This is a genomic window from Paenibacillus sp. FSL L8-0435 (assembly GCF_037965655.1).
Classification (GTDB): Bacteria; Bacillota; Bacilli; order Paenibacillales; family Paenibacillaceae; genus Paenibacillus.
On sequence record NZ_CP150185.1, the window covers coordinates 1374085 to 1394969 of the forward strand.

Annotated in this window: 23 protein-coding genes; all 23 read left to right on the forward strand. The window is 46.3% G+C overall.

What is annotated here, in order from left to right; all coding sequences use genetic code 11:
• Nucleotides 1-96: 96 nt before the first annotated feature.
• Nucleotides 97-687: a YmfQ family protein gene (locus NST33_RS06120; protein WP_221819085.1), complete on the forward strand. Its 591-nt coding sequence runs from the start codon at nt 97-99 to the stop codon at nt 685-687.
• Entirely contained in the window at nt 687-1664 is a 978-nt protein-coding gene (locus tag NST33_RS06125) for a pyocin knob domain-containing protein (RefSeq protein ID WP_221819086.1), read from the forward strand. Before NST33_RS06120 ends, NST33_RS06125 begins: the two co-directional genes overlap by 1 nt.
• Complete coding sequence (locus tag NST33_RS06130; protein WP_221819087.1) at nt 1665-2300, forward strand: hypothetical protein; 636 nt, start codon at nt 1665-1667, stop codon at nt 2298-2300.
• Nucleotides 2300-2731: a hypothetical protein gene (locus NST33_RS06135; protein WP_221819088.1), complete on the forward strand. Its 432-nt coding sequence runs from the start codon at nt 2300-2302 to the stop codon at nt 2729-2731. Before NST33_RS06130 ends, NST33_RS06135 begins: the two co-directional genes overlap by 1 nt.
• Before the next feature lie 423 nt (nt 2732-3154).
• Entirely contained in the window at nt 3155-3313 is a 159-nt protein-coding gene (locus NST33_RS06140; RefSeq protein WP_221819089.1) for a hypothetical protein, read from the forward strand.
• Nucleotides 3314-3534: 221 nt separating this feature from the next.
• Nucleotides 3535-3954 (forward strand): DUF6838 family protein, encoded by a 420-nt coding sequence (locus NST33_RS06145; protein WP_339307230.1) that lies wholly within the window; start codon nt 3535-3537, stop codon nt 3952-3954.
• A gap of 49 nt (nt 3955-4003) precedes the next feature.
• Nucleotides 4004-4213 carry a hypothetical protein gene (locus NST33_RS06150; RefSeq protein ID WP_221819091.1) on the forward strand — a complete coding sequence of 70 codons (210 nt, stop codon included), beginning with the start codon at nt 4004-4006 and terminating at the stop codon, nt 4211-4213.
• Entirely contained in the window at nt 4213-5529 is a 1317-nt protein-coding gene (locus NST33_RS06155) for a phage tail sheath family protein (protein WP_221819092.1), read from the forward strand. The genes NST33_RS06150 and NST33_RS06155 overlap by 1 nt, the downstream gene beginning before the upstream one ends.
• Before the next feature lies 1 nt (nt 5530).
• Entirely contained in the window at nt 5531-5989 is a 459-nt protein-coding gene (locus tag NST33_RS06160; RefSeq protein WP_017690162.1) for a phage tail tube protein, read from the forward strand.
• 171 nt (nt 5990-6160) lie between these two features.
• A complete protein-coding gene (locus NST33_RS06165) occupies nt 6161-6583 on the forward strand; it encodes a phage portal protein (protein ID WP_221819093.1) in 423 nt (140 codons plus the stop codon).
• A 201-nt stretch (nt 6584-6784) separates the two neighbouring features.
• Nucleotides 6785-8878 carry a hypothetical protein gene (locus tag NST33_RS06170; RefSeq protein ID WP_221819094.1) on the forward strand — a complete coding sequence of 698 codons (2094 nt, stop codon included), beginning with the start codon at nt 6785-6787 and terminating at the stop codon, nt 8876-8878.
• A complete protein-coding gene (locus tag NST33_RS06175; protein WP_221819095.1) occupies nt 8879-9574 on the forward strand; it encodes a LysM peptidoglycan-binding domain-containing protein in 696 nt (231 codons plus the stop codon).
• A 13-nt stretch (nt 9575-9587) separates the two neighbouring features.
• Nucleotides 9588-10598, forward strand: coding sequence for a hypothetical protein (locus NST33_RS06180; protein ID WP_221819096.1), 1011 nt, complete (start codon nt 9588-9590; stop codon nt 10596-10598).
• A gap of 6 nt (nt 10599-10604) precedes the next feature.
• Nucleotides 10605-10862 carry a DUF2577 family protein gene (locus tag NST33_RS06185; RefSeq protein WP_175383663.1) on the forward strand — a complete coding sequence of 86 codons (258 nt, stop codon included), beginning with the start codon at nt 10605-10607 and terminating at the stop codon, nt 10860-10862.
• Nucleotides 10859-11272, forward strand: a complete 414-nt coding sequence (locus tag NST33_RS06190) for a DUF2634 domain-containing protein (protein WP_221819097.1) — start codon at nt 10859-10861, stop codon at nt 11270-11272. Before NST33_RS06185 ends, NST33_RS06190 begins: the two co-directional genes overlap by 4 nt.
• The gene (locus NST33_RS06195; RefSeq protein WP_221819098.1) at nt 11265-12323 is read left to right on the forward strand and encodes a baseplate J/gp47 family protein; all 1059 of its coding nucleotides are present in this window, start codon (nt 11265-11267) and stop codon (nt 12321-12323) included. Before NST33_RS06190 ends, NST33_RS06195 begins: the two co-directional genes overlap by 8 nt.
• Nucleotides 12320-12865, forward strand: coding sequence for a putative phage tail protein (locus tag NST33_RS06200; RefSeq protein ID WP_221819099.1), 546 nt, complete (start codon nt 12320-12322; stop codon nt 12863-12865). The genes NST33_RS06195 and NST33_RS06200 overlap by 4 nt, the downstream gene beginning before the upstream one ends.
• Nucleotides 12866-13903 (forward strand): phage tail protein, encoded by a 1038-nt coding sequence (locus NST33_RS06205; protein WP_221819100.1) that lies wholly within the window; start codon nt 12866-12868, stop codon nt 13901-13903. It begins immediately after the preceding gene.
• A 268-nt stretch (nt 13904-14171) separates the two neighbouring features.
• Nucleotides 14172-14669 carry a phage holin family protein gene (locus NST33_RS06210; protein ID WP_221819101.1) on the forward strand — a complete coding sequence of 166 codons (498 nt, stop codon included), beginning with the start codon at nt 14172-14174 and terminating at the stop codon, nt 14667-14669.
• A 251-nt stretch (nt 14670-14920) separates the two neighbouring features.
• A complete protein-coding gene (locus tag NST33_RS06215; RefSeq protein ID WP_221819102.1) occupies nt 14921-15868 on the forward strand; it encodes a glycoside hydrolase family 25 protein in 948 nt (315 codons plus the stop codon).
• A 922-nt stretch (nt 15869-16790) separates the two neighbouring features.
• Nucleotides 16791-18437 carry an ABC transporter substrate-binding protein gene (locus NST33_RS06220; protein ID WP_221819103.1) on the forward strand — a complete coding sequence of 549 codons (1647 nt, stop codon included), beginning with the start codon at nt 16791-16793 and terminating at the stop codon, nt 18435-18437.
• A 205-nt stretch (nt 18438-18642) separates the two neighbouring features.
• Nucleotides 18643-19647: an ABC transporter permease gene (locus NST33_RS06225; RefSeq protein ID WP_017690144.1), complete on the forward strand. Its 1005-nt coding sequence runs from the start codon at nt 18643-18645 to the stop codon at nt 19645-19647.
• Nucleotides 19648-19688: 41 nt separating this feature from the next.
• Entirely contained in the window at nt 19689-20588 is a 900-nt protein-coding gene (nikC, locus tag NST33_RS06230; RefSeq protein WP_076209596.1) for a nickel transporter permease, read from the forward strand.
• The last annotated feature ends 297 nt before the right edge of the window (nt 20589-20885 follow it).

Here is a 20885-nt window from a genome sequence, read left to right on the forward strand (position 1 = left end):
GAGGCCTAGGGAGGTTGGGAGAAGTACGCCGATCTGAGTTAGAGCTGGTGAGCGAGACGTTTCATGATGGTGTGCAAGGAAGGGAGGGGACAGGGCATGAGTGCTCCTTCTATTGTAGATGTTGGACTGACGAGTGAGAAAGGGCGGGAGCTGTTCTCATATTTGCCAAGGTATTACGAGACTTCGCGTGTCATGCAGGCCGATATGCAGGCCAAAGGCAGTGAAATGGATCTGCTGTACCAGGCGCTGGATGAGACGCTGGAGCAGTTTTTTGTCCGCACGGCGACGTGGGGGCTGGACTTCTGGGAAGAAGAGCTTGGCATTGAGACGGATCGTCTCAAACCTGTGGAACAGAGGCGTGCGGTAGTGGAGTCGAAGCTGCGTGGTGCCGGAAAGTTTTCGGGGAGACAAGTTGTGAATGTGGCTGAGGCATATGCCGGGGGAAAAGTGGATGTAACATTTCAGCCGGAAGTGTGGAGTTTTACGGTGAGCTTTGTGGATACGAGGGGCACCCCGCCCAATATTAATGATCTGAAGCGAGCAATTGAAGAATTGAAACCGGCCCACATGGCCGTGAAATATAAATATCGCTATCTGGTCTGGGATGATCTGGACGACAAACAGATGACATGGGACGAACTCGATGCCGCGTCCTTGACGTGGAATGAACTGGAGGTGTGGGCGTAATGCCAAAAGAAACAGATCGACTGAAATTGCCTCTTCCATTAGGGAACGAGAATGTAACCCGGGAGAGTATTAACGGGATTTTTGAAAAGATTGATGCAGGTGTTGCGACACGTGAATCCATCCTTATACCTGCGGAATCTGATCTTAATAGCTATATTACAGAAGGGGAATATTATTGTCCTGCTAATGCTACTGTAGAAACCTTGCTTAATTCCCCAACAGGAGAGGCGTTTCACTTGACTGTAGAGCCTCATGCGGGAGTGTTGCAAACCCTGACCACCTTCCAGCCTGGCAACTTAGAGGTTTTTCAAAGAAACTACTATTTTGGTTGGGGTCCATGGAATAAAGTACCTACTAGAGACGAACTTGAAGTGATACTGCCCCAGGCTGACGAGAATGCTCAGGCGGCTGTTAACGTCGCTGTTAAACCTATAATTGAAAGTTATTCGCCCAACCTCGTGAAGAATTCCGCCGCATTATTCGGTTTAGATTTTTGGGAGAACACCGGGAGTCAGCTCACTTGGACGACTAGCAAAGGTGCTAAAACATTAAAATATTTTGTGATGTCATCAACCGTACAACAAGGATCAACAGCCCTTTTGCATTCGGAAAGTATAAGCGTCAATCCAGGCGCACACAGGTTTCAGGGTGTTTTTTACACGTTAGGCATGACAACAGATTCCTTGCGTTTAGATGTGATGGACCCAAGAACAGATGATGTAATACGGACACTTATACCAGAGCGAAACACGGATTGGCACCGCAAGTCATCGGTGGTTACAATTCCAGCCGGGCTGTTCAGCGTTAAAATACGGCTGACCGTTAGCGGCATGGGCGGAGCTGTGACAAACTCAGCTAAAGGAATCACTAGAATCAAACTTTCGGAAGGTTCAGCCGATGTGCCTTACAGCGCCGAGGGTGATGATTTGGCACTGTACGAGTCAAGCAAACAAAAAACTCCATGGGGGGCGCTATAGATGGCAGATACAGCAGTTAAATTATTTGGCGGCACACTCCCGACTACGCCGACAGTTGCTTACACCGGAAAAGCGAATACGACATGTATCCTTAAATCAATAGTGATTTGTAATTTTAGTAGCGTGACCAATTATGTTTCTATACGACTAAGTGGCAATCGATATTTGGTTGGCGGGAGACCTTTAAAACCGTATGAAACTTTAGTTGTACCGGTAACCGACCTCGTTATTAACCCATCGGAAACGTTCGAAATATGGAGCGGTGTAAATAGTGGATTCGTAAATGCTAGGATATCCGCTATTGAACGAGACGGGTCCCCTGCAACTTTGGGGTTAAGTCCCAGTCGCGTAACATTGAATACAGGCATTACATCAATAACTACGTCCGCCTCCGCTAAAAGGCTGGTAAAATCCTTTGTGATTACCAATTATGACGGGGGAACAAGAACTGTAACTGTCCGGTTTGGCGCTTCTGGGGATGCCAACAACCTAATAGGAAACTATAAGATATCCGGGTACGATACTGTTTTAATACCGTTTGCTGACATCATACTCACTTCTGGTGAATGGGTAGAAGGTTTTGCTGATAGCTCAAGTGTGGTTGTTGTCCACGCCGTTACTCAGGTGGTGACATAATGCCGACACTTGATAATTTCTCACTGAGCAATCACGGGTTGGGTGGTCCTTCGCTTGAACTCGAATCAACGTTAAATGGGACGTTGAACATCGTAGCTGAAGACGGCACTGCGAGGAATTCGCCTTCAAACAGTTATACAAAGATTAAAGCTATTCAAGTAGGATACAAGGGGAAGTACAGGATAACAACCAATACAAGCGCAAGCACTTCGATAACTGGTTGTAAGATCGCTATTTTTGTAAATGGGGTTTATCAAGGGGTTAGTTTTGATGTTCCGATAGGTTCAGGAGGTCAAACCTTTGAGGTGACGGTAAACGCCGGGGATTCCATAGAAGTGTGGGTGTATCATACAGGCGGAAACTCGTTTAATGTAAGCCGTGTTACTCTTTATTCTTCTTTAGCGCCCGTAGGGAAAGTCACGCTTTCTTGATCTTAAAAGGAAAGCACAAGCGAGTGGAACGGTAGAGAGATAGCAGGGGGAAAGGGTGTGACGTTGTGAGCCGGGAAAGCTTATACTGTTGTCTGTTAAAACCCGAATAAATATATTCAGGAAAGGAAGTGAAAATACAATGCAAACAGGAATGAGAATTATATATATGATCAATACGGTGAAATTGTAGCTTCAATTTGGCAAGGTGACGGTTCGACACGAAACGAGATTACGAAATTGGAACACATTGATCTGGAATATGATGAGACGCCTTAACATTTTTAGAATTGTGAAAATTGATCCTTAAACAAAACTGCCAGTGCTGGAAAGGATTCATACCGAACTGACAGTGGAAGAGAACATAAAAGAATTGGAAGACCAAATTTTGCTCATGGCTAATGAAAATACAGGAGCGATTTTGTAATGGTTAACCAAGTGGCTGTAAGGAATGCAACGGAAAAAATCTTGGACAAAGGACTTTATCCAAAAACGGGTCAGCTGTACTTGTTGGATGACATCACCAATGCTGATTATCGGCAAGCAGTCGAGGATTACATTTTAGAACAAACTGAAGGGATTTAATGAGCGTACCTAAGTGGTGCGCTATTTTTATGCTCTAGAGCCGTCAGGGGCTTTCATATTGAATTCAGGGGGAGTTGATTTGGAGACAAGTAGGTAAATGTATTTTGGCAGCAGGTAGCTCAGCGGCTTCATATATAGGACACGAAAAATCGGATGCCAGTCCGGTGTCATATAGAAACGATACCTTTTGTAAAAATATTCAACCCCCAAGGAGGTGAACCATGAGCATAAACCACTTAACCGACTCTATCTCTACAACACTAACTCAGCACTTCCCGAACATCCCGATCCTTCCCCAGACGGGCACTGGTTCCACCCCTGGCATATCCTACCGCCTGCTTTCCGCTCAACTCACCCGGGAACGCAGCGATCGCTTTGTGCAATCTCACGTCTTTGAAATTTGCTGGCTAGAAGCAGACAATATCCCGGCTACCCTACCGGACCAGCTGTTTGAAGCATTGGAAACCATCGACGTGGAGGGCACACCTTATCGCGCAACAGAGCTACGTTGGGAGACGGAGAACGATACTCCGCGAATGCTGGTGTACTATACCATGCGAACCACTAAAGTGTCGGAGTCCGCCGCTACCATGCAAAAACTGGAACAGCGACCTACCGCACTTAAAGCTACGAGAGAATAACTAAACAAATGAGGGGATCAGTATGAAAGGAATAGGAGGCGCATTGGCAATGTTTACGAAAAAAGAACCGGACCCTAAAAAACCGGAAGCTCAACAGAAAAACAACCAGAAATACAGCAAAGCACAGTTCGCTGAATCCCGACAACTTAGCCGGATGGAGAAAGATATTTTGGCAGCAGTTCTGCTGGAACAAGAAACATACACCTTACAAGAAGCACAGCAACACATCCAACAATTTATGAATGGGGAGGCACAATAATGGCTGGAGGAACATGGACGACACAAAACAAGGTACGCCCCGGCGTATATATGAATTTTGCATCGGAGGGCTCATTGCCGGGTACGGTAGGGGAACGGGGAACGGTGGCTTTGGCACTTCCATTGTCATGGGGACAAGCTGGCACAATCCTGACGGTACAAGCAGGTGAAGATGTACAAGCCAAGTTGGGCTATGACTGGACAGCGCCGCAATTGTTGCTGATCCGCGAGGCATTGAAACGGGCGCAGACCTTGCTTCTGTATCGAACCAATGCAGGGACCAGAGCCAAGGCAACCTTGGACAAGCTAACTGTGACAGCCCAACACGGCGGCGTACGTGGTAATGATCTGGCTGTTGTAGTCTCCGCGAATATCAATGAACCGGAACAATTGGATGTCTCCACTTTGCTTGCAGGTAAAGAAGTGGACAAACAAACCGCGTCCACCATCGAAGCTCTGGAATCCAACGCATACGTCACATTTACTGGTGAAGGTGCACTTACAGCTACAGCTTCACTTCCACTAACAGGTGGATTGGATGGTACAGCAACGAACCAGGAGCATTCCGATTTCCTGACCAAGCTGGAAGTACTGGATTTTAACACGGTCGGCCTGATTTCAGATGATGCCACACTCAAGTCAGTCTACACAGCTTACATCAAGCGTTTGCGTGATACCGAGGGCAAGAAAGTGCAACTCGTTCTGTCCGATTATCCTGCTGCAGATCATGAAGGCATTATCAGTATCAAAAATGGTGTTGTGCTCGCAGATGGTACGGTCCTGTCACCAAAACAAACCGTAGCATGGACTGCCGGTGCAACAGCGGGTGCTAACCTGAATGAATCCCTGACGTTCCGTGCGTATGACGATGCCGTGGATGTGAACGGACGACTGACACATAGCGAGACAGAAGCAGCATTGCGTAATGGCGAGTTTGTGTTTACGGCGAGCAGCAACCGCGCAGTGGTAGAGCAGGATGTGAATACATTCCGTTCCGTAACACCGGATAAGGCACGTCATTTTGCCAAAAACCGTGTGGTGCGTGTACTCGATGGCATCGCTAACGATATGAAACGGATTTTCGAATCCTACTATATCGGCAAAGTGAACAACAACGAAGATGGGCGCAGCCTGTTCCGTTCCCAATGTGTTACCTACCTGAAGCAGCTTCAGGATATTGGGGCGATTCAAAATTTTGATTCCAAAACAGATATCACTGTTGCTCCGGGCAATGAAACCGACAGCATTCTGATCGAGATTCAGGTCCAACCTGTGGATTCCGTTGAAAAAGTATATATGAAAGTGAAGGTGGTTTAAGATGGCATTTCTGAAAGCAAGCGACACGATTTCCGGCCAGGAAGGCCGCGCATACGCAACGATTAACGGACAGACGGAAGAAATGTTCTATGTGAAGACGCTGGAAGCAACAGTGGAGAAACAAAAAGCAGAGGTCAAAACGTTGGGTCGTCGCGGTGTACAGCACAAAGCAACCGGTTGGTCTGGCTCGGGTTCCATGACAATCTTTTATACCACTTCTCGTTTCCGCGAGCTGATGCTCCAGTACATGCAGAATGGTGTGGACACGTACTTCGACATTGAAGTGACCAACGAAGATCCTTCCTCTACAATTGGCAAACAGACCGTGACCCTCAAAGGTGTCAATCTCGACAGTGTGATCATGGCATCCCTGGATACCGAGGCGGAGGCGTTGGAGGAAGAAGTGAGCTTTACCTTTGAAGATGTCGATATGCCTGTATCGTTCAATTTGCCAAAGTAATGTAGCGTGGAAAGCATAATGATTTGAAATTTATAAAGAGTATTAATTAACAGCGGGTTTGTAAAAGAAACCTGTTCAACTTGCCTGTGTTACGGGCTATTTGGCGTGTCAAAATACTGTTCTTCGCCGCTTCGTGCGGCGGGGGACCTAACTTTAGAGGAGGAACAATACATGAGTGGATTGAGTATGTTTTTTGCCCAAAATGCAGCAACAGATACAACGGAGGAGTTTATTGTATCCCCCCGATTCAAAGATGAGAAAGGCGAGCCGGTTGCTTGGAAACTGCGCAGCATGACCGAGGACGAAAACCAGGAATGCCGCAAGGCAGCTACTCGCAAAATCAAGGGCAAGAACGGTGTCTACACACCCGACATCGATGCGAATGATTACATGGCTCGCCTGATGAGTTCAAGTGTCGTGTATCCCGATCTGAAAAACGCAGAACTCCAGCGGTCATACGGCGTGATGGGGGCGGAATCGCTTTTGCGGAAAATGCTGCTGCCTGGGGAATTTGCTTCGCTCGGTGAACAGGTTCAGAAGCTGAACGGCTTCAATCAGGACATGAACGAACTGGTGGATGACGTAAAAAACTAATTAAAGAGGGCGATTCCGAAGCCAATCTGGCTTATTACGCTCTCCATGAATTAAACATTTTGCCGCATGAATTAATGGCTTTCTCCATGCGAGAACGAGCAGCGATCTATGCGATGATCTCCATCCGAGTGGAGGAAGAGAAGAAAGAACGGTCCAAGAGCCGCGCCCGGAAGAAATAAAAAGGAAAGGAGGGAGAAATGAATGTCCGATACAAGTATAAATGTAATCAATCCTCCATCTGTAAATAATCTGATCAACAACTTGAATCTGATCCAGGTAAAAACAACCGAAATTTTGAATAACTTCAACCAGATGAACCAGATTAATTTGAATCAATTTAACCAGACGAACATATCCAACCACTTTAATCAAATAAACCAACAGATGAATGTAACGATTAATTTGATGGAAAAGTTGGAAGATACGGTCGATGATACAAGTGATTCGTTAGGTGATAATCTGATCAAACTCTCCAAGTGGATGCAAATGGTAAAGTCCGCTGGAAGTGTCGTGTTAAAAGCGGCTGCTGAACAAGAAGACTTCAAATATCGTTACATGGTTGCCGCAGAAGATCCGGTGCTCGGGGAAAGCATCTATAATAAGTATCGAGATCAAGCTTCCAAGAGCGGTCAGGATGTCAATGATTCGCTTAAATCTTCTCTAGGCTTCTTGCCTTTGGCACAAAATACAGGGCAGGTAGATCAGTTAAATGATATGACTCAACGATTAAGTATGTTGTCACCAGATAATAAAAGCCTGACCGATGCATCCAAGGCTATTGTTAGTGCCATGAATGGAAAAAATACTGATTTGGCGAGTCAATTCAACATACCGGAAAGTGCATTGACCGGGGCTGGATTGGGTGAATTTATACAGACTAAAGACCTTGACGGTTTTATACAAGGTTTGCAGACAGTTCTTGAAATGCAAGGTTACACACAAGAAGCCTTTGATACGATGCTGGATTCTCCATTGCAAAAATGGACGGCTCTCGTGAATCAGTTCAATGGAATACTATCTGAAATCGGGACAAGAGCGTTGGAAGTTTTATCTCCTGTGCTTGACCGATTAAACGAAGCCATAAGCTCAGGTCAGTTCAGTGCTTTCATCGAATGGATTGGTGGGGCCTTCGCAATTATTGCTCAGGTGGTGGCATTTATCGTGGATGGGTTCATCAATTTTGCTACAGCTGTACAGGAAGGCTGGGCTATCATTGGACCTATATTAACGGCCATTGCTTTAGTGCTCCTAGCCAATATAATTATTACGCTCGGAGTTGTAATCGCTCAGGTTTATCTACTGGCAGCGGCATGGTTGGTAGCTAACTGGCCTATCTTGCTTGTAATTGTTGCCATTGCAGGACTCATCTTTATTTTGCAATTATGTGGAGTTACAGCTGGGGATATGGTGGGAGCGATTATAGGTTATTTTTATATGGTTTACGAGCATATGAAATCAATTTTTGCATCCATTCTGAATTATTTCATGTCTTGGGCTGAATTTGTCATCAATGTATTCAGAGATCCAGCATATGCATTCCAAAAGTTGTTTGTTGACATGGGACTCATTGTACTCCAAATTTTGTTCAACATTACAAAGGGAATTGAGGATTTCGCAGGTGGTTTCAAAGATCAGATCAACTGGATGATCGGTGGTATAAACAAATTAATACCCTATCTGAATAAAATTTTCGGTACCAATTGGGGCGGTATTAAACTAGTGGATGATGCTAACATTCATTCAATGAGCGGTAAGATACAGGGTTTAATGAGTGACCTTGAAGCGAGTGCTCCTGAGAGCCAAAAGGACGTTGTTAGCCTGTGGAGAATGGATGCTTCTGCGGATTATAAGGATGCATTTGATAAGGGATTTGGCCAGGGGAATGATTTGATGGATACCACCAAAGGCCTATTTCCCAACGGCTCTGATAAATTACCCGGGAAATTCGGCGGTTCAACTCCCAAAACACCTCCCATACCATCGATGCCAACTACACCTGCTCCCACCGTTGTTCCCAATAGCAACATGAGTAACATCAACAAAATCAACAATATCGGACAGGTGGACAAGATCGGTGACGTGGACGGCACAGTGGATGTGACGAGCGAGGATCTGAAACTGATGCGTGAGCTTGCAGAGATGCAGGCGATTCAGCGATTTGTCAGTCTGACGCCAACCGTTCAGGTCACCACAGGGGATATCAACAGCGGACATGATGTGGACAGCATTATCAGCAAAATCACCGATGGACTGAACAGTCAGATCGTCTCCAGTGCCCAGGGGGTGTATGGATAAGTGGAATATTATATTCAGCTAAGCTTCAATAACCGTTCCGAATACATGTTTTTCCCGGTCACACCAGAGAGCATTGAGTTTTCGGATTCGGGAGACGGTAGTACGTTTAACGTGAGCGCTTTGGGTGAAATTAACGTGATCAAGTCGCCGAAGCTGCGCGAAGTCAGTTTCAGCGGGATTTTTCCGGCAGATTACAGCCCTTATCATCTGAACTACGATGCAGGACATCCGGCAATTCAGAAGCAGTTTTACCGTGATCCCTATGAATATGTGAAAAAGATCATCCGCTGGATGCAGACGGGCAGACCCGTCAGACTGTTCTTTTCCAGTGCAAGGTACACCATTAATATGGCTGTTTCCATTGAGAGCTTCGACTGGAAGGAGACTGCGGGTACGGTGGGGGATATCCAGTATGATATCAAGCTGAAGCAGTTCATTTTTTATGCCGCCAAAAAAGTAGTGCCACTCAAGGACAGCAAGGATACGGCTGCTTCGAAAACAAAAACCAAAGCCTCCCGGCCCAATGAAAAAATCCAGCCCAAGACCGTCACACTTAAAGCAGGAGACTCCTTGTGGTCTGTAGCCAAAGCCCATCTGGGAGATGGATCTCGCTGGAAAGAGCTGCAAAAGCTGAATGGCATCAAAGATGCACAACTGAAGAAGTTGCCGATTGGACTTGTGATCAAGCTTCCGTGAAAGGAGAGGGAATATGCAAGAGCAGATCAGGCTGGATGATAAGCTGGCAAACATGAAGGAACGGTTATTGCTGGATGACAAGCAGGGCAACATCTGGGACATTAGCGAAATTGCCGGTGATATTACGTACAAAACCTCCCGTATCGGCAAACCATCCTCTCTGGAATTCACGTTGATCAAGGGCAGTCTGTACCAGAACAAGAAATTCACATATGAGAATGGATATGTCGTGAAATATATCAGCAACGAGGTAGGCATATTTTACGGATATATCTTCTCGGTGGATAGTAGCAAGGACGAAAGTGTCAAAATCAAAGCCTACGACCAGACTCGTTATCTAACCGCGAATCAGACGTACAAGTTCGTTAACGCAACCGCTACGGATGTGATCAAACGAATTGCTACCGACTTTCAGTTGAAGGTGGGCGAGCTGGTCCAGCCGAAATACGTTATTCCACGCATGTTATTTGATAACAAAAAGCTGATTGACATGATCTGTGAGGCGTTGGACCGAACGTTGATCTATGGCGGAAAAAACTACATCTTCTACGATGATTTCGGCAAGCTTGTGCTTCGGGATGTGGAAGAGATGCCATACGGCTTTGTCATTGGGGATAACAGTCTACTCACGGATTACAGCTATACTAGGTCAATTGACGACCAGACATATAACAAGATCAAGCTGTACCGGGATAACAAGGATACGGGAAAAAGAGAAACGTTTGTTCATCAGGACTCAGGCAGCATCCGTCAATGGGGGCTGCTTTTTTTGTACCAAAAAGCGGATGATGGCCTGAACGAAGGTCAGATTGATGCCATGCTGAAGACCCTGATGACCCTACGTAATCGTGAGACGCAGACATTGAAGGTGGATGCGCTTGGTGATTTCAAGGTAAGGGCAGGTAGTTTTGTGAACATCCAGATCGATGAACTGAAGATTAATCAATATTTTCTGGTAGACGAATGTACGCATAAGGTACAGGGGGGCGTGCATACGATGTCACTGGATTTGAAGGTGGTGTAACGATAAATGATGCTGGACGTGATTAAAAAGGCGGCGGTGGCCGCTGTAGATGCCAAGTCTCCCGTTCAGGTAATGTACGGAAGCGTGACAAACACCCAGCCGCTGGAGATCACCGTTGAACAACGGCTGGCATTGGCTGAACCTTTTCTGGTACTGCCGGAATCCGTAGTGAACAAAGCTTGGACCGTGGGTGACCATGTCTTGTTGTTACGTGTTCAAGGTGGAGACAGCTTTGTCGTGCTGGATCGGCTGGTGAATCCATGATTCCACAGGGTGCGCAGATTAGCGCAGAAGATCAGGAAGAATCTGCTGTGCTTCCAAGTCTTACGTATGTATTTCAAGCTTCGGGACAACGAATTGGAAGGTTGCAATTGGATGGAAAAGATGCGGTAAAACAGGCGGTGTATAAAGTGTTGTCTACACGCCGCTACGAGCATCTAATTTATTCTTCGGATTACGGCATGGAATGGTCCTGGGAAGGAATGGCCGGGAGATCCATGGTTGAATCTGAACTGGAACGCTGGATTCGTGAAGCGTTGCTTCCGGATGATCGTATTTCGGATGTAACCGAGTTCGATTTTGTCCACGAGTCGGATGGAGTGCGGGTGTCTTTTACCGTGGAAACGGATTTTGGCAGCTCCAGGGAAGAGACGGAGGTGAACATGAATGTATGAAGAGCAGACGTTTGAAGTTATTTTAAACCGAATGCTGGATAGGGTACCAGATGGTGTGGATAAACGTGAAGGCAGCATTATCTATGATGCGCTTGCGCCAGCGGCTGTGGAAATGGCTCAGATGTATATCGAGTTGGATGTGAACGCCAATCTGAAGTTTGCAGATACAGCCTCTGGAGAGTACTTGGATCGCGCGGTGGCTTGGTCTGGCATTAGTCGGAAAACGGCCACGAAGGCACGTTGGGTTGGGAGTTTTTGGGATAACGAAGGTAAGCCTGTTGAAGTTCCTTTGGAAAGTCGTTTCTCCACGGGGGATCGGGTGTACGTTATTGTGGAGCGCATCGCGGCAGGACAATATGTGTTGGAGTGTGAAGTCGCGGGAGCGGAAGGTAATGAATATACGGGGGCACTGCTGCCCATCGATTATATTGCTGGCTTGACGACAGCTGAATTGACACGGTTGCTGGTTCCTGGCGAAGACGAGGAAACGGATCAGGCCTTATATGATCGCTATCAGGACAAAGTTTCCCGTCCGGTCACGAGTGCCAACAAATATCAGTATGAGCTATGGGCACGGGAAAACTCCGGGGTTGGCAAAGCAAAGGCTTTTCCACTGTGGAATGGTTCAGGTACAGTCAAAGTGGCATTGCTGAATAATGAAATGCAAACACCTGCTGATGCGGTCATTGAGGCGGTTCAGGAATATATCGATCCAACCCAGGATGGAATGGGCGAAGGTGCTGCTCCAATTGGACCCGTGGTCACAGTAGTGGGAGCGCAAGAGATACCTATTGATGTGGAGGTACAGGTCATGCTTGCTTCTGGTTCAACGTACGAGGGCGTGAAGACACTAATTGAAACGGGAGTTATGGCGTATCTGAAAGAACTGGCTTTTGCCGATCCGTTAGTTCGTTGGACACGTATTGCCAATGTCATTCTGGATATTCCACCCGTGATCGATTATAGCGATCTGCTGGTGAATGGTGGTATGTCTAATCTGGAGATCGCACCCGGCGAAGTAGCCGTTCTTGGGACGGTGAAGGTGACATGAGTAAAGCAGAGGTATTAATGACTCTTTTGCCCCCATTGTATGAAAATGTGCTTGAGATGCAGCTTCTCACGGAGACAGAAGGTGTAGAGCTGGACCAGCTTACGGTGAGTTTGGAAAGTGTGCTGGATCAATTCTACCCGGAGTCTGCGACCTGGGCATTGGAACGTTATGAGCGGGATTTGCAGATTCCGACGAATCAAGCCAAGCCGGATGATCAGCGGAGATCCGTAATCATTTCCAAAATGCGCGGAAGTGGTAAAGTTTCCGGTTCGATGCTGAAAAATGTGGCACAGGCGTATGAGAGTGGTGGGATCGAAGTTTCGGTTGATTCAGGCGAATATAGGATCATTATCCGTTTTACAGATACCTTGGGATTGCCACCCAATCTGGACGATCTGAAGGCAGCGATTGAGGATATCATACCGGCACATATGATCGTGGAGTACCGTCTGCGGTATTTGACGATTGCGGAAGTGGAAAGCATGACGCTGGCTGAGATCGAACAGACCCGTCAGGATGAATTTTTAGGAGGTGGAGCTTAAATGAATGGACCAAAAACACCGAATCTTGGGTTGAATAAAATTGACCGTTCCTCGCCATCGACGACCTATTTTGATCTGGATAAATATTTGGATCAGAACTGGGAGAAGGTTGATGAGGGTGTAGCGACTAAGCAAGATTTAGAGGAACTTCGTGAAGCGATAGAGGAGATAGATGTTCCTGATTCGTCTTTGACGCAGAAAGGGAAGGTTCAGTTGTCTAGTAAGACGGATGGCACGTCCGAGACGGTGGCGGCAACGGAGAAGGCGGTTAGGGATGCGAGGATTGCTACAAATTATGCAATTGATGTTCATGCCGACTCAATAGTTAATAGTTCGGAAACGCATGGCTTACGAATCAAAGCTGGAAAGATGGAATATTATAATGGAATCATATGGACTCCAGTGGCTGCAGGTCCAACGACATCTACTGAAAACTTGACATATTATGTTAATGCTAGTACAGGATATGATGGTAATACAGGCTTATCTCCTGCCCAGGCTTTCAAAACTATAGCTAAGGCTATTTCAATCCTACCTGAAGTTATAAACCACAGAGTTTATGTAAGAGTGAATAAAGGAAACTATCCGGAGCAGATTATAATATCTGGAAAGTCAGGTATAGGTAGAATTTATTTGAACGCTTCCAACGAAGTGACAATAGGCAGCTGCTATTTAAATAATTGCTCAGTCGAAGTCGAGATATACGGATTTGATGTAATCAACACTCGAGGCACTTCTTTTCAAATTGAACTATGTAAATATGTACGGTTGAGCAATTGTAAATTTGAACAGGCAACTAGTGATACTGGTATTGGTGTTTTCATACGCAGTGCTTCTAATGTAGCCCTTATTGAAAATAAAATTAGCAACAAATATTATGCGCTATATGTGGATTTAATTAGCCATGTGTATGCTGAGAAAAACACAGGTAGTAATAACTATCTAGCTTTGTATGTCGTTGGTGGATCCGTAGTATCAAAATCAGATTCACAGCTACAAGGTTCGGAACTTACTTTTGGTGGTGGGGTAATTCGATGAAGTTTTTAAGTAGTTCAATTTCAGTTTCAATATTGGTTTCGAATTGTGACAGAGAGGAAAAACATAATTATGTATTAGGAAGTAGAAACCTTTTTTAGGGATTATTTATAAGTTAATTTTTGTATTGTAAAGTTGATAGATTATATTATACTTAACTTTTATTTTGAACAGGGAAGTACTGTTTGGGTTGATTAATTGGAAACTTTGCTTGTTACGTTTGAGAGAAGAAGAATACTAAAGAAACTTAAAGATTAATTGAGGTGAAACCATGGAACGATGGGATACCCTATGGAAATGGGGAATTGCACTCATGAGCAGCTCGGTAACCTACTTCTTCGGAGGCTGGTCAGGCGTGCTCGGTGTATTACTCGTATTCGTCATCCTCGACTACCTAACTGGTATCGCGGCGGCGGGTATGAGTGGGAAATTAGAAAGTAACGTAGGCATGTTCGGCATCGCCCGAAAGGTATTTATATTTGCAATGGTATCGGTGGCTCATCTGGTGGACGGTGTTCTGGGAGACGGACATTTGTTCAGGGATGCGGTCGCCTTTTTTTATATCGCAAATGAGTTGTTGTCCATTATCGAAAACGGGGGCAAGTTGGGCGCACCTATTCCGCCGGTGATTCGGCAAGCCATTGAAGTGCTCAAGGGCAAAGGGGGAACCGGGGAACTCCCCGGTAACTTCTCCCCAAGTGCCAAAGATTCTTTTTCACAGGCTGATCCGGACGACATCGATTCACAGGCTGGAGATAGTAAGAAGTAATGCGACTATAGTAAGCCAGCACGTGAAACTACACATAACTCAACACATCAGGGACACGCACACAAGCAACCCCTGATCCAATCGCATTAACTATAGGAGCATTTTGCATCAATCCAGAGAGTGACATCCAATCAGCAATGTATAGATCAGAATGCTCTAATCTGTCTATACTTGTACCTGGGAACGCTTGAATCGAATGATGTAAAATGCTGATACAAACGGCAATTTGCCGCATAAAGGGTGTGAGAAACATGCAAACGAGAAGTTCGGGCAACACACAGGGCATTGACGTCTCTCGTTACCAGGGCAATATTGACTGGGCGAAGGTGAAGGCAAGTGGCATGACATTTGTATTCATCAAGGCGACTGAGGGACAGACGTATACCGATCCGAATTACCAGAAAAATGTAACCGGTGCACTGGCGGTGGGCATGCTTGTCGGAACGTACCATTTCTTCCGCGCGACATCTACCGATGGTGCCAAGGCCGAAGCGGCACATTATGCCAATACACTTAACAAAGTTGGAGGGGCCAAAGCTTTACAACTTCCACCCGTCATGGATTACGAGAACAACCCTGGCAACCTGAGCAAAGCGCAGATGAATACAGTTGCCAAAGCTTTTTTGACCGAATTACAACGTCTGACAGGTGTAAAACCGATCATATACACGGGCAATTCATTTGCCGGGAATTTTGACACATCACTCAGCTCATACGATCTGTGGATCGCGCGTTACAGCAACACTCGTGTACCGGACGACCAGCCGGCATGGAAGCGTTGGACGTTCTGGCAGTATACGGATTCAGGCAAGGTGAATGGAATTAGTGGCAACGTGGATATGAATGAATTCGAGGGAACAGCGGCACAGCTCAGAGCAAGATACGCAGCAGCCACTCCGAAACCACCGGAGCCATCCAATCCAACGAATCCAAGTCATCCGAATCCACCAACCGTACCACCGAAAGGGGGCGAACCGATGACAGCCGAAGAGAAAGCAGCGTTTGATGCGCTCAAATCGCAGGTCGACAAACTGCAGGCGCGTCAGCAAATGGAAGTTCCAGTATGGGCGAAAACAGCTGTGGATGCAGCACTGGCATATGACACCAAAAATCCATTGTTCAGCATCGATAATGGAGCGAGTTATGATTTTTACCGTTTTATTACCGTGATGCATCGCAGAGGTTTATTTAAAAAGTGAGCTGATTCTTAGCAAATTAAAATGTTGATTTTATCTGAATGTGGATTGAACGGAGAAGGGACACGAGACGCTTTTTGTCGAACTGTGTTCCTTTTTTGTGTTTTGTGTAAGTTATATTAACGCATATAATAAAGTTGAAGACTTATGTCTGTAAATCTCTTGTCTAATTGATTAATGTGATGTAAAGTAAGTTACACGAAATTGTTTTTCACCACAGTTTATTTACACAATCCTCCTCATCATGACAAAGCCATAACATATAAAGTTATTGTAATGTCTCCCTATTGTAAATCCAACATCTCAAGATGACTCGTTCATACATTTTACACATCCAATCTGCAAGAGAAAATCACTCTAATAAACAACTTACACAGCTAACAACCTAGCCTTTGTTGAGTTTCTTTCATCCGTATTGCAAACGAACGCTACCTAATCCGGTTTCCACACTCCATGCTCAAGACGACATGCTCAAGGAACAGACTTTATCATGTAGCCAGCAGCGTAGTATCCACATGCCCATCTGTATTTTCGATCTACCAACTTAAACTTGCTCTTACCAGTCCATACCCACTCGCTGTTGCTTATTGACCTTAGTTCAAATAAAACGCAACAATCCTATCAATTTCATAGATTCATCTCACAAGATACGTTGTTGAACCTTTTTCTTTTTCTATAAAAGTAATCAATCCATGTCCTCGCTCAATGTGCACGATCTGAAATTTACCTGTATTCCATACGTGTCCCATACTATTTTTACATTTCATATACATGCCGTACTTTTCTCAGAACTTTAATTCAGGTATCGCAGGCATCTAAAGCCTTTTATATGATACATAGCACCAAACCGATTGCCAACATTGGAGATCTTTCATGCCAGCATCACACACATTATGAGACAGGGAAGGGTGTTGTACGTATGCGAATGAGAAAAAAATGGATGTCCGGTGTTCTAACGATGGCCTTGAGTACCGTATTGGTGTTGTCCGGTTGTTCCAGTAACGAGAGTGGAGAGTCTACGCCTGCTCCGGCAGAAGGAAACGACCCTCCAACCGAAACGGTAGCCCAGGATACGATGATTATGGGGCGTGGTGGGGATTCCGTAGCACTCGACCCGGCGATTGTGACCGATGGGGAGTCGCTGAAGATTGGGCATCAGGTGTTTGATTCGTTGCTGGACTACAAGGAAGGCGGAACAGAGGTCATTCCTGGATTAGCAGAGAGCTGGGAGATTTCGGCGGATGGACTCAAGTATGTGTTTAAGCTGAAGTCCGGTGTGAAATTCCATGATGGAACTGACTTCAACGCAGAGGCTGTTGTGTTCAACTTCAACCGCTGGGGTGATCCGGCGAGTGAATATAAATTCGAGGGAGATTCCTTCGATTATTACGATTCCATGTTTGGTCCAGAGGACGGGCGTGTGATCAAGGAAGTGAAGGCGACGGACGAGACTACGGTGGAGTTCACATTGAACCAGCCACAAGCGCCTTTCCTGCAAAATATTGCGATGACGCCATTTGGCATTGCCAGCCCAACCGCGATTCAGGAGAAAAAAGAGAACTTTAAGAGCGAGCCTGTGGGCACCGGCCCATTTGTATTCAAAGAATGGAAGCGTAACGACTCCATCACCCTGGAGAAAAACGCGGATTACTGGAAAGAAGGACTGCCGAAGCTGAACAAAGTGATCGTGCGTTCCATTCCGGATAATACCGCTCGCTTCAATGCCCTGCAAAACGGTGAGATTGATGTTATGGAAGACCTGAACCCGGACGATCTGTCCATTCTTGAAGGCAACAGCGAGTTACAGAAGATCGAGCGTCCACCGTTCAACGTGGCGTATATCGGCTTTAACTTTAAGAAGAAACCATTTGATAATGTCAAAGTCAGACAAGCCCTCAATCATGCGGTGAACAAGCAGGCCCTTATTGATGCATTCTTTGCTGGACAAGCTGAGCCTGCCGTGAACCCGATGCCTCCAACGCTGTGGGGATACAACGATACCATTGAGGATTACCCATATGATTTGGAAAAAGCAAAAGCTCTACTCGCCGAAGCTGGCTTTCCTGACGGATTGCCTGATCCGGTAACCTTCTATGCGATGCCGGTATCCCGTCCGTATATGCCTGATGGCAAGAAGGTAGCGGAAGCGATCCAAGCTGATTTTGAGAAAATTGGTGTTACCACAAACATTGAATCCCCAGAATGGGCGACCTATCTGGATGATGCGAAAGCCGGGGAGAAAGACGATATCTACATGCTCGGCTGGACAGGTGATAACGGGGACCCGGATAACTTCCTGTACACGTTGCTCGACAAAGACGCCATTCCGGGCAACAACCGCAGCTTCTATGTTAACGAAGAGTTGCACGTACTACTGACGGATGCGCAGAAAGAAACAGATCAGGAGAAACGTGCGGAGCTTTACAAACAAGCGCAGGCAATTATCAAGGAAGACGCACCGTGGATTCCACTCGTGCACACCACGCCAATTCTGGCGGGTAAATCGAACCTGAAAGGTTTCGTACCATCTCCGCTGGGCAGTGAATCCTATGCCGGTGCTTATTTTGAGTAAGCTGTAAGCTGAACTTATCCATTTCAGATAACTGCGATCTGAAGATGGCACTGCAGTTCGGAGTGAGTACGTTTAATTCTTTCTTACAAAGCGCTGGTGAGACGCAATGCTTGGCAGAACCCACATCCGGACGTAACTATCCAAAGCATGCGTTTCTGCCGGCGCTTTTTATTTTGCACGATATGTCGAAGGCAGGTGAACAGGATTGAACAGCTATATTGTCAAACGTGTGCTTGTGTTGCTGCCCGTACTGCTGGGCATGACCCTGATTGTCTTTTCCATCATCCACGCCATTCCGGGTGACCCGGCCGAGACCATACTTGGGCAAAAGGCAACCGAACAATCCAAGCAGGCCCTTCGTGACCAGCTCGGTCTGGATAAACCCTGGTTCCAGCAATATTTCGCCTACTTGGGCGATTTGCTCAAAGGTGACCTGGGAACATCCATCCGCACCAAGGTGCCTATTGCCCAGGAAATTGTGCCTTATCTGACAGCAACCCTCGAATTAACGATGGCTAGTATGTTGTTTGCTGTCATTATTGGGGTGAATGCCGGGATTGTCAGTGCATGGAAGCACAACTCCTGGTTTGATTATTGCTGTATGGTCATTGCTTTGGTGGGTGTATCGATGCCTATCTTCTGGTTAGGTCTGATGGAACAATGGCTGTTTGCGAACAAGTTGCAGTGGTTGCCATCCATTGGACGCATGAATGCACGAGATCCGGTGGAAGCCATTACGGGCTTGTATGTGCTGGATACGATGATCGCTGGACAATGGAATCAGTTGTGGACCGTCACGAAACATTTGATTCTGCCAAGTGTTGCACTGGGAACGATTCCGATGGCTGTTATTGCCCGGATGACCCGTTCCAGTATGCTGGAAGTGATGAGTTCCGATTACATTCGTACAGCGAAGGCGAAGGGACTGGGGCCGTTTTTTGTTGTATATGGACATGCACTCAAAAATGCGTTCATTCCTGTGCTCACGGTTATCGGCATCCAGACCGGATCGCTGCTTGGGGGTGCGGTGTTGACCGAAACGATCTTTGCTTGGCCAGGCGTGGGACGTTATATATATGAAGCGATTAGTTCGCGGGACTATCCGGTGATCCAGAGTGGGATTCTGATCGTGGCGTTCTTTTTCGTGGTGATTAACCTGATTGTGGACCTGCTCTACGCCGTGTTTGATCCGCGGATCAGTTATAAATAGGGGATTTATCATTCATTCATATCCAAGAAAGGAGACGCCGCATGGCCAAATTATCAACCAATACCGGACCATCCATAGACGCTGCGTCGGCGAGCACATCCGGTCCATGGCGGGAAGCGTGGAGAACGTTTCGGAAAAATCGGCTTGCCCTTGCAGGTCTAATTATTATCGTGTTTTTTATCCTGTTGGCCTTCCTCGCGCCATATATCGCTCCTTACGATTATAAGGAACAGGTGCTGGTGGATCGGCTTCAGGCCCCTTCGGCAGAGCATTGGTTTGGTACCGATGATCTGGGGCGTGACGTGTTTTCCAGAGTGATGCATGGGGCGCGTATTTCATTATGGGTAGGCTTCTTCTCTGTTATTGGTTCCATTATCGCGGGCACGTTGCTTGGTTTAATTGCCGGATTTTATGGAAAATGGGCTGACATGCTTATCTCGCGTCTATTTGATATCTTGCTCGCCTTTCCCGGGATTTTGCTGGCCATCGCCATTGTGGCGATATTGGGCCCATCGTTGCAAAATGCATTGCTCGCCATCGCCATCGTGAACATCCCGACCTACGGAAGGTTGGTGCGTTCACGGGTACTCAGCTTGAGACAGGAGGAATTCATTACGTCGGCGCGGACACTTGGAGCGGGTAATGGGCGAATCTTGTTTCGCCACATCTTGCCCAATAGTCTTACTCCGCTGATCGTGCAAGGTACACTTGGAATTGGGACGGCGATCATCGAAGCTGCTGCGCTCGGATTTCTAGGCATGGGCGCACAACCACCCGATCCCGAATGGGGTAAAATGCTGTCGGACTCCCGTCAGTTTATACAAAAAGCACCGTGGACACTGATCTTCCCCGGCGTTTCCATTATGTTAACCGTTCTCGGCTTCAACCTCATGGGCGACGGTCTGCGCGACACCCTTGATCCGAAAATGGTGAAAAAGTAAAATTTTCTAATCCTAACCGTAGTATCTTTCCCTATGCCGGTTCGAACTTTGGTTCGAGGCGGCTTTTGTTTTACCCGCGGGATTACGTTAAAATGATTGGTGATGTGCAAAAGTTGAAGGGTTATTCGATCTTTTTGTTAAAATAGCCGCCTGCGTATTGACACCCAATTTTCCCATATGTTATATAAAAGGAAGGGTTTAGCACTCCAATCATTAGAGTGCTAACAGATGATGTTTTTACTGTACGCCTACATATGGAATGATTCTGTTTTTGAAAATAGAGATTGAACCTGAGTA

Excerpts from the sequence above, each read along its gene's own strand:
- NST33_RS06165 (WP_221819093.1), top strand. The coding sequence starts at position 6,161 with ATGAGTGGATTGAGTATGTTTTTTGCCCAAAATGCAGCAACAGATACA.
- NST33_RS06185 (WP_175383663.1), top strand. The coding sequence starts at position 10,605 with ATGATGCTGGACGTGATTAAAAAGGCGGCGGTGGCCGCTGTAGATGCC.
- NST33_RS06160 (WP_017690162.1), top strand. The coding sequence starts at position 5,531 with ATGGCATTTCTGAAAGCAAGCGACACGATTTCCGGCCAGGAAGGCCGC.
- NST33_RS06210 (WP_221819101.1), top strand. The coding sequence starts at position 14,172 with ATGGAACGATGGGATACCCTATGGAAATGGGGAATTGCACTCATGAGC.
- NST33_RS06140 (WP_221819089.1), top strand. The coding sequence starts at position 3,155 with ATGGTTAACCAAGTGGCTGTAAGGAATGCAACGGAAAAAATCTTGGAC.
- NST33_RS06150 (WP_221819091.1), top strand. The coding sequence starts at position 4,004 with ATGTTTACGAAAAAAGAACCGGACCCTAAAAAACCGGAAGCTCAACAG.
- NST33_RS06180 (WP_221819096.1), top strand. The coding sequence starts at position 9,588 with ATGCAAGAGCAGATCAGGCTGGATGATAAGCTGGCAAACATGAAGGAA.
- NST33_RS06215 (WP_221819102.1), top strand. The coding sequence starts at position 14,921 with ATGCAAACGAGAAGTTCGGGCAACACACAGGGCATTGACGTCTCTCGT.
- NST33_RS06145 (WP_339307230.1), top strand. The coding sequence starts at position 3,535 with ATGAGCATAAACCACTTAACCGACTCTATCTCTACAACACTAACTCAG.
- NST33_RS06205 (WP_221819100.1), top strand. The coding sequence starts at position 12,866 with ATGAATGGACCAAAAACACCGAATCTTGGGTTGAATAAAATTGACCGT.
- NST33_RS06170 (WP_221819094.1), top strand. The coding sequence starts at position 6,785 with ATGTCCGATACAAGTATAAATGTAATCAATCCTCCATCTGTAAATAAT.
- NST33_RS06120 (WP_221819085.1), top strand. The coding sequence starts at position 97 with ATGAGTGCTCCTTCTATTGTAGATGTTGGACTGACGAGTGAGAAAGGG.
- NST33_RS06130 (WP_221819087.1), top strand. The coding sequence starts at position 1,665 with ATGGCAGATACAGCAGTTAAATTATTTGGCGGCACACTCCCGACTACG.
- NST33_RS06155 (WP_221819092.1), top strand. The coding sequence starts at position 4,213 with ATGGCTGGAGGAACATGGACGACACAAAACAAGGTACGCCCCGGCGTA.
- NST33_RS06195 (WP_221819098.1), top strand. The coding sequence starts at position 11,265 with ATGTATGAAGAGCAGACGTTTGAAGTTATTTTAAACCGAATGCTGGAT.
- NST33_RS06125 (WP_221819086.1), top strand. The coding sequence starts at position 687 with ATGCCAAAAGAAACAGATCGACTGAAATTGCCTCTTCCATTAGGGAAC.
- NST33_RS06190 (WP_221819097.1), top strand. The coding sequence starts at position 10,859 with ATGATTCCACAGGGTGCGCAGATTAGCGCAGAAGATCAGGAAGAATCT.
- nikC (WP_076209596.1), top strand. The coding sequence starts at position 19,689 with ATGGCCAAATTATCAACCAATACCGGACCATCCATAGACGCTGCGTCG.
- NST33_RS06200 (WP_221819099.1), top strand. The coding sequence starts at position 12,320 with ATGAGTAAAGCAGAGGTATTAATGACTCTTTTGCCCCCATTGTATGAA.
- NST33_RS06220 (WP_221819103.1), top strand. The coding sequence starts at position 16,791 with ATGAGAAAAAAATGGATGTCCGGTGTTCTAACGATGGCCTTGAGTACC.
- NST33_RS06135 (WP_221819088.1), top strand. The coding sequence starts at position 2,300 with ATGCCGACACTTGATAATTTCTCACTGAGCAATCACGGGTTGGGTGGT.